The sequence below is a fragment of the Algibacter lectus genome, from assembly GCF_900112395.1.
Taxonomy (GTDB): domain Bacteria; phylum Bacteroidota; class Bacteroidia; order Flavobacteriales; family Flavobacteriaceae; genus Algibacter; species Algibacter lectus.
In genome coordinates, this window is sequence record NZ_FOLN01000007.1 from 142,613 (window position 1) to 155,496 (window position 12,884).

At 33.1% G+C, this 12,884-nt stretch carries 6 protein-coding genes; all 6 read left to right on the plus strand.

From position 1 onward, the window contains the following. Nucleotides 1–6: 6 nt before the first annotated feature. Genes BM246_RS13435 through BM246_RS13460 form a run of 6 tightly spaced genes read left to right on the plus strand, consistent with a single transcriptional unit; the run spans nucleotide 7 to nucleotide 12,755 of the window. Nucleotides 7–3,261: a SusC/RagA family TonB-linked outer membrane protein gene (locus BM246_RS13435; protein ID WP_042506441.1), complete on the plus strand. Its 3,255-nt coding sequence runs from the start codon at nucleotides 7–9 to the stop codon at nucleotides 3,259–3,261. 22 nt (nucleotides 3,262–3,283) lie between these two features. Continuing rightward, nucleotides 3,284–4,738, plus strand: coding sequence for a RagB/SusD family nutrient uptake outer membrane protein (locus BM246_RS13440; protein WP_083415813.1), 1,455 nt, complete (start codon nucleotides 3,284–3,286; stop codon nucleotides 4,736–4,738). Nucleotides 4,739–4,748: 10 nt separating this feature from the next. Continuing rightward, the gene (locus BM246_RS13445) at nucleotides 4,749–6,401 is read left to right on the plus strand and encodes a fasciclin domain-containing protein (protein WP_042506438.1); all 1,653 of its coding nucleotides are present in this window, start codon (nucleotides 4,749–4,751) and stop codon (nucleotides 6,399–6,401) included. A gap of 26 nt (nucleotides 6,402–6,427) precedes the next feature. Further along, complete coding sequence (locus BM246_RS13450) at nucleotides 6,428–7,951, plus strand: fasciclin domain-containing protein (protein WP_074938596.1); 1,524 nt, start codon at nucleotides 6,428–6,430, stop codon at nucleotides 7,949–7,951. Between the two features lie 37 nt (nucleotides 7,952–7,988). Beyond that, nucleotides 7,989–11,105, plus strand: coding sequence for a SusC/RagA family TonB-linked outer membrane protein (locus tag BM246_RS13455; RefSeq protein ID WP_175489801.1), 3,117 nt, complete (start codon nucleotides 7,989–7,991; stop codon nucleotides 11,103–11,105). A 39-nt stretch (nucleotides 11,106–11,144) separates the two neighbouring features. Next, nucleotides 11,145–12,755: a RagB/SusD family nutrient uptake outer membrane protein gene (locus BM246_RS13460; protein ID WP_074938601.1), complete on the plus strand. Its 1,611-nt coding sequence runs from the start codon at nucleotides 11,145–11,147 to the stop codon at nucleotides 12,753–12,755. Nucleotides 12,756–12,884 lie beyond the last annotated feature (129 nt).

Sequence of the window (12,884 nt, forward strand, 5' to 3'; positions counted from 1 at the left end):
TTTAATATGAAGGATAAATACAGGTCATATTCATATGTCTTAATGGTAGTTTGTGTATTGTTTTCGGCGTTCAGTATGTCGGCACAAACGCAAATAAGCGTATCAGGAACCGTAATCTCAGAATCAGATGGTCAGCCATTAACAGGTGCAACCATTGCAGAGAAAGATAAAAATAATCGTATTATTAATGGTGTTGTAGCCGATTTTAATGGTAATTACGCTATTAAAATGCATGATGCTAATAACGTGCTAACCTTTTCTTACATTGGTTTTATTACTAAGGAAATTACAGTTGGAGGTAGAACAACAATTGATATAGGATTAAAAGAAGATGTAGCAGAGTTAGATGCTATTATTGTAAGAGGAACAAAAAAAGTATTTACTGGTGAGTTTGAAATGGATAAGCGAAGAATTGCTACAGCCATGGAAACTATCTCTACCAAAGAAATTAGTGAAACAGCATCATCGGGTATTGTAGATCAATTGCAAGGTCGATTAAGTGGTGTAGATATTGTAGCTAATTCTGGAGATCCAGGAGCCGGTTTATCTATCCGTATTCGTGGTACATCATCATTAAATGCTTCTTCAGAACCACTAATTGTTATTAACGGTGTGCCTTTTGAAACACAAATTGATACTGGGTTCGATTTTTCTACAGCCGATGAAGATCAATATGCATCAATGATTGGGGTATCTCCAGATGATATTTCTGAAATTTCAGTTTTAAAAGATGCAGCAGCAACGGCGCAATATGGGTCGCGTGCAGCAAACGGTGTTTTACTTATTAAAACAAAACGTGGGGCAAAAGGTAAAGCTAGATTTTCTTATAGTTATAAAGGAAGTACATCTAAGCAACCAGACGGAATACCAATGTTAAATGGAGATCAATACTCTACATTAATTAAAGATGAATTAATTGCAACTAATACTAATTTAGCAGATAGTAACCCAATAGCATACAATCCAGATTACGAGTTATACGAGTTGTATAATAAAAATGTTAATTGGCTAGATGAAATTACACAAAGAGGGCACACTAATGAGCATTTCTTAAGTGTATCTGGTGGTGGAGAAAAATCATCATACCGTGTATCTGGAAGTTATAAAAATCAATTAGGGACAACAGTTGGTAGTGCTTTCAAATTATTTACAACACGTGCTATTTTAGATTATAATATTTCAGATAAAATTACTATTGCTTCCGAGCTTTCTTATAGCCACGGATCATTAGATCGTTCTTATGCAAAAGATAATAGTTTAGGACAAGCTAACTTAAGATCTTTAGCATTGGTAAAAATGCCAAATCAATCTATTTATCAAGTTGACGAAAATGGTAATTTAACCGATCAGTATTTTACACCAGAAAATTCTTTTCAAGGTAATGGTGTTACTTATTACAACCCAGTTGCAATGGCGAGGTTGTCTAGAAACAATACAGAAAATAATAGAATTACACCGGTTTTTAGATTTAGTTATAAACCTAATAAGCATTTCGATTTTAGATCTATTATTTCATTTGATATTAATGTAGATAAAAAATCTCAATTTGTACCAGAAGAAGCTATTGGGGCAGCATGGACAAATTCAGGAGCAAACAGATCAACTTTTGATGATGGTGAGTTTTTTGTAATGCGTACAGATAATAAATTAATTTGGATGCCAGAATTAGGTGAGAAACATTCGTTTTTATCAAGTTTTTCTTTTCAAACATTCGAAAAAACAAGTCAAGGATATGTATCTGTTGCTAGTAATAGTCCAACAAGTGATATACAAACACCTATTGCAAATATTAGAATTGAAGGTTCTGGAAATTCTTTAGAATCTACATTCGAGCAAAACACAACGCTTGCAGCCAACTTTGCTTTTAACTATCAGTATTTAGATCGTTATATTTTAAGTGGAGGTATTAGATCGGAAGGAAACTCTAAATTTGGTAGTAATTACCGAAATGGTACTTTTCCAAGTGTTGCTGCAAAATGGATTTTATCTTCAGAGCCTTTTATGGAAAGTGCAGATTTTGTGGACGAAATAGGTATTCGTGCTAGTTATGGTGTAAACGGTAATTCGCCAGGTACAAACTACGGTTCGTACAATACTTACACAACGTATAACTATACATATTTAGATGAGCCTGCTGTAATACCAAGTAGTATGGAATTAACAGATTTACGTTGGGAAACTGTTATTCAGAAGAACTTAGGTGTAACCTATTCATTTTTTAATCGTAGAGTTAGTGGTGACTTAGAATTCTATCAAAAAGACACCAAAGATTTATTAACTAAAAACACAGCTATACCAACAACTTCTGGTTTTTCTAGAATACCTTATTTAAACTTAGGTGATATTAGTAACCAAGGTATTGAGTTTAGTGTAAGAACCAAAATTATAGATAATGAAGATTTTGGATTAGATTTTAATTTTAACGTAGCTCGTAATAGAAACGTAGTTAAACGTATTACAGAAGCTCAAGTAGCAGAAGCAGGAAACCCTTTAACAACTGGACCTGGTGGGTATTTAAAACGAATTCAAGAAGGTAACCCTATTGGTTCTTTTTATGGCTACCGTTATTTAGGCGTATTTAGTTCTCAAGAAGATTTAGTAGCACGTGATGGTAATGGAGATATTATTTACGATCTTAATGGAGAGCCTAAAAACTTAGTTTTTAATAATGGTAAAGAGTTTCAGCCAGGTGAAGCCATGTATGAAGATGTTAACAAAGATGGAAATATCAACGAACTAGATGTAGTATACTTAGGAAATGCAAATCCGTTATTATTTGGTGGGTTTGGACCTAATATTCGTTATAAAAACTTTCAACTTAATGCATTTTTCAACTTTAGATATGATCAGAAATTAATGAATATTGCACGTATGAATACGGAAAGTATGGACGATTTTGATAATCAAAGTACAGCGGTTTTAAGACGTTGGAGATTTGAAGGTGATGAAACAGATATACCAAGAGCTATTTTGAATAGCCCTGTTAATACTTTAGGGTCTGATAGGTTTATGGAAGATGCTTCATTCTTAAGAATGAAATACATTACACTTAGGTATAATTTACCAAAGCCTTTTATTAACAAGTTGAATTTTACAAATGCTTCAGTTTATGTTACAGGAACCAATTTATTAACTTTTACCAAGTATTCGGGAGTAGATCCTGAAGGAGGAATTAGTAACGATTGGCAAGAGTTAGGTTACGATGCGGAACAAACTCCGAGATCGAAACAAATAACCGTAGGTATAAATCTATCATTTTAAATAGCATTAAAGTTAAGATATTATGAAAAGACACATAATTAAAATATTTATAATGGTTCCGATGATTTTTGCAACACTATCATCGTGTAGCGATTATCTAGATCTAGAACCAAAAGACAACTTAATTCAACAAGAATTTTGGAATAATAAAGAGCAAGTAAGTTCTGCAGTAGCTGGGTGTTATGCCTCTATGAATCAATCTGGGTTTACCGATAGAGTATTAAAGTGGGGAGAACTTAGAGCAGAAATGATGGTTTCTGGTAGTGGAGGTTTAGAGAATATAATGAGAAATTATATGATTCCTTCAGATGGATTAACAAACTGGAGTAACTTCTATGCTACTATTAACTACTGTAATTTAGTTTTAGAGTTTGCCGATGGCGCTCAGGAGCAAGATAAAACGTTTTCTATAGAAGAATTAAATACATTTAAAGCAGAAGCTATTACTATTCGTTCTTTAGCATATTTAATTTTGGTTAAAAACTTTAAAGAGGTGCCGTTAGTATTAACAGCAACATCAACAAACCAAATCGATTTTTATCCAGCAAAAAATACAGAAGAAGAAATTCTTACTCAAATTATCAATGATTTAACTTTAGCAGTAGAAGATTTAAACTTAGGGTATGCACAATCTGCAGCTCATGATAAAGGGAGAATTACAAAAGGAGCAGCGCTTGCTATTCTTGCAGATGCTTATTTATGGAATGAACAGTACACTGAGTGTATTGACGCCGCACAAGAATTAATAGATTTAGGTCGCTATAGTTTAGTTAATGGTGAAGAGTGGTTTAATAGTATCTTTTTTGAAGGCAACTCAGATGAAGGTATTTTCGAACTTCAGTTTAGCGATATTTCAGCAACGCTAAGAAACTCATTCCAAGTAAGTAATCTTAATTATGTAGCATATCAAGGAATTAACGAATTGTATAGAGAGTTTCCAGATGATATTCGTGCGCATTTAGGAACGTATGATAGGGAGAATTTTGCAGTTTTTAAATATGCAGGTGTAGATGAAACTGGCGAATACCGTGGTAGTGATGAGTATTATAACAATTTTATATTCTATCGTTATGCCGATGTTTTACTTATGCAAGCTGAAGCTTATATTTTATCTGCTGATAAAAAGAATTTAGATATGGCTTATCAACTTATTAACGATGTGCATATGCGTGCAGTTTCTGCACCTTTAGGTGTTTCTAGAGACGAGTCTAGTTTATTAAATGCATTATTATTAGAACGCCAAAAAGAGTTTGCATTCGAAGGAAAGCGCTGGTACGATTTACTGCGTTTTGCACGTCGTGATAACTTTGCAAATCAAGAACTTATTTTAAGTTTAGTCGATTTTAAAGCTGGTGCAGATGATTATGAGCAGATTTTGAGTTATTACTCAGATCCAGATTCATACTTTTTACCAATTTATCAAAATGAAATTAATTTGAATGATAATTTAGTGCAGAATCCATTTTACGAAAACTAAAACTAAACTTATGAAAACTAAAAAAATAATTAATTGGCTTGGAGGGCTTTGCATGTTTATGCTAATATTAAATAGCTGTAATGATCCTCTTGATGGAACCACCTTTTTTACAACAGATGGTGAAACTACTGATATGACAATTTCAGAGGTATTAGAAGCTAACCCAGACAAATTTTCTATGTATGTTGAAATTCTTCAAAAAACAGAATTTTACACCGCATTAAGAAGTTATGGAAGTTATACGTGTTTAGCACCTACCAATACGGCTATAAAGGCATTCTTAGAAGAGCGCTTTAATGTAAGTACTGTAGCAGAGTTAACTTCGGAAGAGCAAATAGAATTTTTAAAAATATTAGTTAAGTTTCATACGCTACCAACGAGTAGAACCACAAGTAGTTTTATAGAAGGGCGATTGGCCGATACAACTTATACTGGAGATTATCTTACAACGTCTTACTTATTAGGAGGTGGTATTGCTAATGTGCAGATTAATAAAGAAGTTGGTTTAGATCAATACGATATTCGTACAAATAATGGAACTATACATGCGCTTACAGGAGTTTTAAACCCTTTTATTGATCCCGTTACTGTTGTAATGGAAAAGGCTGGTAAGCATACTATTTTTATTGAAGCTTTAAAGCAAACCGGATATTATGATATGTTTTCTCAATACTTTAGTGAAACAGGATCAAAGAATAATTTTACAATTTTAGCAGAATCAGATGCTGTTTATGCTGAAGCTGGTATTAATTCTTTTCAAGATTTGGCAGATTATATCTCTCCAGGAGATGTAAATTATACAGACGAGCTAAATGAGTTAAATAGGTTTATGGCTTATCATGCAACAGAGAGTTTCTTGTATTCTGCAGATTTTCCAGAAAACTCTTTTATTAGTACAATACTTCCTAAAAATGCTATAAAATCTTTTAAAACAGATAAAGAGCTTAGAATTAACGAAACAGAAACGGGTGTAGATGATACATGGACGTCTTTAATTTCTGAAGACAGCAATTTTCCTGCGAAAAATGGAGTATATCATACCGTAGATAAATTATTAACCATATTTATTCCTAAAGCAAAACATGTAATCTTCGATTTTGGAACAGGTTTACCAGAAGTACAAGCCGGTAAAATTGGTTTTAATTCATGGTTTGATTCTACAGAATTCGAATCGCTTCGGGTTTTTCCAGCAACACGAATTAGAATTTTAAGACAAAGTAGAAATGCTGCTTATGATGCAGGAACTGTATTGAATTTAGGTTCTGTAACATGGATTGAGTTTGATACGCCAGTACTTCCTAAAGGGAAATATGAGCTTAGAGTATGTGGAAACCAAGGAAATAATGGTAGGCCAATATTCCAAACCTATTGGGATGGACAACCTATAGGGTCACAATGGGATATGAGATCTAACCCAAGTGAATTAGGTATAGGATGGCCAGATGAAGATTCTCTAGAGTTAAGAGAGCGTGGTTATGTAAGAGGACGTGCTGATATTTTTGATAATAGCGGTAACTCTGCTTACGATTTAGCGAACTGGGCAAGGTTTATTGTAATTGATGATTTACTTATGCCAGAACAACAAAGTCACGTATTGCGTTTTGAAACAATACGATCAGGAGGTATTCCTATTGATTATATTGAGTTTGTACCGGTTGATTAATAAAAATAAATAATAAAGAACTTATAATGAATAATAAAAATAATTTCATAATTAATCTAGGTCGCATATGTGCCGTTCTTGTTATCCTTGTAGCATTTAGCTGTAAGGAAGATGCCTTGGACGACCATTATGGACAAGAAGATCAAAGGTTAGAATCTAGTATTTTAGAGACGTTAGCTACCGATGCTAACTATTCAACCTTTTTAGAACTGGTAAAACAAACAGGTTTTGAAGAGTTACTTAGCTCATCGCAAGCTTTTACAGTATGGGCACCAAGTAACGAAGCTTTAGCATTGGTATCTGCCGATGTATTAAACGATCCAGATGCATTAACACAATTAATAGGAAATCATATTTCTAGATTCTCTTACGGCTCAACCATAAATGAAAACCCTGTATTTGTAAAAATGCTTAACGATAAATATATAGAGTTTTCTAATGTAGATGGGCAAGTTACTTTTGGTGATGTTGATTTGTTAGAAGCAGATTTGCTAACATCAAACGGTATCCTACATAAGGTGTCAAGCGTGTTAAGCGTAAAACCAAATATTTGGGGATTCCTTAATGACAATGTAGAAGAATTTCCGGTCTTAATGGAATATTTTTCTCAGTATAACGAAGTTCTTTTTGATGAAGCAAAAAGTGTTAAAACAGGAACTAATACATTAGGCCAAACGGTTTACGATTCTATTTTTAGCGCATCAAATACACAATTTAAAACAATAGGAGATTTAAGTTCTGAAGAAGATCGTTTTACTTTTATAGGTTTAACCGATGATGCTTATACAGGGATTTACGATCGTTTTAAAGAGTATTATAAATTTCCAATTGAAGATTCTGTAAAGAGTAATACAGACAGAACAATATTTAGCAACTTAACATTTCCAGCTTTTGAACAAGCAGATTTAGACGGATCGTTGCTTTTAAATACGGTTGGTAATTTTGTAACGCTAGACGCTAGTTCTATAACGGGTAATGAAGCATTAAGTAATGGCAATGTGCTTTTAGTTAGTGATTTAAATTATACTCCAGAAAATGTTATGTATAAAATTATTGGATATGAGGTAGAAGATAATAAAAGAAGAACTATAGGTGATTTGTCAGACTTTACAGTAGTTCAAAATTTTGATAGAACAGCATCAGGATCATTTACTAATACAGTAAGCTTATTAGCAAATCCAGATGCGAGTAATAGTAATAATTATTTTGAAGTAGCATTTAGTAATGTGTTATCTGCAAGTTATAATATTCAATTACGATTTACTCCCGTAGGAGCATCTCAAGATACTAAGTTGAGGTTTGAGTTTAGCTACACAGATGCTGATAAAAATGTAATTGTAAACGAAATTGGCCCATTAGTAGTAAGTAACCTTGAAGATGGTGTTGTTACCATTGGTGATACTTATGATATTCCTGTGTTTGTTAATGAGGAGGTTGATAATGAGTACTTTGTGAAGCTTAAAGTTATTGTAGATGTGAGTGAACCAGAACTACTGTTGTACGATCGTAAGTTTGGTCTAGATTTTATAGCACTAACGCCAGTAGAGTAAGTATTTTAACTAAAAAATAAACATGAATTATCTGATTATGATGAAAATAAAAAATACATATTCCCTGCTTTTCATTCTATTTTTCGGAATTATTTTTGCATCGCAAGGACAAGAAAAATCGAATAAAATAGTTACGGGAACGGTCCTTAACGCTACTAATAAAGAGCCTTTGGCTGGCGTTAATGTACGAGCGGGTAATTTTTCCTCTGTGCTTACAGACGAAAAAGGTACATTCTCGATAAAAGTTCCAGATGGTAGAGCTACACTTATATTAAGTAGCCAAGAGTTTCAAGATAAAGAGGTTGCCTTAAGAGGAAGATCTAAAATTGAAATTAAAATTAATAAAAAGGATTTCAATACGTATTATACAGACGTAAATACACCACTTAGAGCTAAAAGTAACTCATCTGTAGTAGGAGCTATTTCTGTAAGAGAGGGCAATATTGCTACAGCACGTGAGTCTGCAGCAAATATGATTACGGGTAACGAAGTAAGCGGTATGCGGAGTATTATGCGTTCTGGAATTCCGGGTATTGGTTCTAATAACTTTATTAGAGGGTACAATACTTTAAACAGTTCTACACAACCTTTAATAGTTGTAGATGGTATGATGATTGAAACAAATACGTTTAATAATAATTCTATTATTAGAGGGTATAGTTACGATCCTTTATCAGATATAAACCCAAAGGATATTGCAAATATTACAGTAATTAAAGATGCGGCTTCAATCTACGGATCTAGAGCTGCAAATGGAGTAATACTTATTGAAACTAATAAAACGGATGATGTTACAACTAAAATAGATTTCTATGCGCAAGCAGGTTTAAATATTTCTCCGGATAATATTAGAATGATGAATGCAGATCAATACAAAACGTATTTATCTAACCAATTAAATAATTCGGGACTTTATACTAATAGCGAAATAAGTAATTTACCTTATTTTAATGAAAGTACATCTTTTCAAGATTATGAAAAATATCATAATTCTACCGATTGGCAAAAACAAGTATTCGATGATAACTATGTTAATGAGTACTATTTAAAAGTAACCGGTGGTGATGAGATTGCTAAATATGGTTTATCTGTTGGTTATTCTACTAACGGAGGTGTAATTTCTAATTCAGATTTCGAGCGTTTTACAACACGTTTTAATGCCGATACAAACATTACAGATAGATTATCTTTATCTACAAACTTAAGTGTAAGTTATACAGATAGAAGTTTGTATGACGATGGTTTGTTAAGCACATCTCCAATATTTTCAGCGCTTAATAAATCGCCATTTTTGGCACCTTATACAGAGAATGCAGATGGTGTAGTAACCGATGTTTATCAAGATGTTGATGATATTGGTGGCTTTAGTAACCCTGTAGTTATTACAGATGTTGCAACGTTTGTTGCAAAAGATTATAATCTTTACGGACAATTAAACTTCGGTTATAAAATTTCAGATAAATTAACGTTGAGTTCTTTATCTGGTGTTAATTATATTAAAAACAGACAAAATGTTTTCTTACCAGATTTAGGATTGTCTGAAGAAACTAACGATTTTGGTGATGCTTTTTATCGTACATCAAAAGTAAGTGTAGAGAGTTTATTTTCTGTTTATAACGATACACGATTAAATTATAAATTAAACGTTGATAATATTCACGATTTCTCAATAAACTTAGGGGTACGTTACAACCAAAATGATTATGAGAATTCATACTCTATTAGTGGTAACTCTGGAGACGATCAATTTACATCACTTAATAATGGTAATAGAGATACGTTTGTTACTTCTGGTAATATTGGTAACTGGAAATATGCATCACTTTATGCTAATGCAGATTATTCGTTTTTAAATAAGTATTTTGTGAGTTACAACTTAGCTTTCGATAGTTCATCTCGTTTTGGAGATGCTAAATCTACCGGTATTTTTCCTGGTCTAGGAGTGGGGTGGTTAATTTCTTCAGAAAACTTTATGGCTAACAATAATCTTATCGATAAATTAAAACTTAGAGCAAGTTATGGTTTAACAGGTAACGATGGTATTGGAAACTACAATGCAGAATCTTACTTTGTGTCTACTAGATTTTTAGAAGGAACAGGACTTATTAATGGTAACATTGCCAAAAGTTCTATCCGTTGGGAAGAAACAACTAAGGCTAACATAGGTTTAGATTTAGGATTGTTAAACGAACGCGTATCTGTAAACTTAGATTATTTTAACAATGTTACAGATGGTTTATTAAACCAAACTAGTATTAGCCCAGTTTTTGGTAGTGAAGGGTTTTTGTCTAATGATGGAAAACTAAAAAATAAAGGTTTCGAATTAGGGATTAATGCACGTGTTATTAATACAGATAACTTTACTTGGGATGTTGGAGGAAATATTTCTCAATATAAAAATAAGATTATCTCATTACCTGGAGATCAACAGATATATGAAATCGCTGGTGTAAACGCCACAATCATTAATAAAGAAGGTAGTGCGTTAGGTTTATTTTACGGTTACAAAACAGATGGTATTTATAACAATGCTACAGAAGCTTCAAGCGAAGGTTTAAACTGGGTAGATTTTGCAGGGTTCGAACAACCATTTGCAGCAGGTGATGTTCGCTTTGTTAACAGTGATGCTTCTGATAACGTGATTAATGAAGACGATCGTGTAGTAATTGGTAATCCTAATCCGGATTTTACAGGTATGGTTTACAATACATTTACATATAAAAATGTATCCTTATCGGCTATATTTTCATTCAGTCAAGGAAACGATGTTTACAATGCACAACGCTGGCAAACAGAATCTATGTCTGGTTTAGCTAACCAAAGTGAAGCGGTAGCAAACCGTTGGACCGTAGCAAACCAAAGCACAAATATACCTCGTGCGGTTTATGGTGATGCTGTTGGTAATTCAAGGTTTTCAGACCGTTGGATAGAAGATGGGTCTTACATTCGTTTAAAAACCTTGTCATTATCTTATAGTCCAGACTTTTTTAATGCAACAGTTTTCCTTACAGCAAATAACTTATTTACAATTACAGATTATTTAGGGTTCGATCCAGAAGTAAGCTCGTCTCAAACAAGTTATTTACAAGGTATCGATGCAGGTTTAACACCACAATACACTTCAGTTTTAGTTGGAGTTAGAGTAGGACTATAATTTTTGTATAATAGATTCAAAATAAAAAAATAGATATAAATGAAACAATATAGAAATATTACGTTCAGCATACTTTTCGGATTAACGCTTTTAACCTCTTGCGAGAGTTTGTTAGAAGTAGAACCTGAAGAAGTATTGCTTGCCGAGGATTACCTTGGCGACGATCAAATAGATGCTAGATCGGCATTGTTTGGAGTGCTTTCTCAATTGCAAGGCGTTGTAGGGCAATATGTAGTGCTAGGCGAGTTACGTGCAGATTTAGTAAATGTAAACGCAAACTCTATTGATGAGCTTCAAGAAGTTAACAATCACAACATAAGTGAAGATAATAGTTATGCAGATTTAACGACTATGTTTTCTATTATCAATAACTGTAATTTTGCTTTAGAAGGTATTGATACGGATGCTTACGAAAATCAATTATTAGATGATTATGCTTCTATTTTAAGAATTAGAACATGGGCGCAAATGCAAATTCTAATTAATTACGGAAAGTTACCATACATTACAAAACCAATTAGAACGAGTGATGAACTGGATGATACTTACCCTTTATTATCAGTAGATCAAGCTTTGGATCAATTAATTTCTAATCTAGCTGAGGTTGAAGGTGTAGAGAATGTAACTAAATATGCAGGCTCTTTAGGGTTTTCAATTTTTGACATGATTCCTGATCAAGATATTCTTTTGGGTGACTTACATTTATGGAAAGGAAACAATACGCTAGCAGCAACGAGATATAAAGCATTTTTAGATAAAGAGGCTTTACAAGGTGTTTTATACTTATCTGGATCTAATTCGGTAACAGTTACAAAATCGGGGGAATCTTACAGTTGGGTAAGCCGTTGGTTAAACATATTCGGAGAAACCGTTAGAACTAGTGAGGTTATCAATTATGTTGGTTTTAGTGAACAATATAGACAGCCTAACAATAGCTTTACGGTAGTGACAGATCAATTATCGGCGTCATTATCAATTATATATAATTGGGCAGATCAATCTGTAGGGTTTGAAGGTGAGCCAAAGATCGAAGGAATAGATACAAGAGTTAGTAGCTCAGTTGATGCTTTTAGTGATTTACTTCCAATTAAAAAATATCAATACGATTATTTTACATGGAATAGAGCAGCTAAAGTATATTTAAGATATGCAGAGGCTATTAATTACGCAGGACATCCAGAACAGGCTTTAGCGATTTTAAATGGTATTTTTAATAATCCTGATGTAGCCCCTGTTGATGCTCCTATTTTTGAAAACGGGGAAGCTTATTTAAATTTTGATATAAACACCTATTACGCAACTAATTCTAGTGATGAGCCAATTTCTGGATACTTAGGGGTTCGTGGTCGTGTAGGTATGGCTCCGGTAGGTTTAGATATCGATGTAACAAGTGCTAGTGCTATCGAGCAAGTAGGTGCGTTAATTCTTAATGAGGCCGCTTTAGAGTTGGCTTTTGAAGGAAACAGATGGGAAGATTTAGTTCGTTTTTCACGTAGAAGTAACGATCCAACAATATTAGCTAATGCTGTTGCAAATAAGTTTGTAACTGCAGGAGAAAGTGGAGCAGCAGCAACTGTAGGTCAAAAATTATTAAATTCAGAAAACTGGTATTTACCATTAAGTATTCCTGACAACTTTGTGTCGCAGTAATACATGGGAAGATTATATTATTAGCTTAATATTATTGTTATTTTTTTTTAAAAGGAAAAAACTCCAAGTGCTATACTTGGAGTTTTTGTTTTTATATACAACAGTAGTTTTACTTGTTTGAAAATTTAA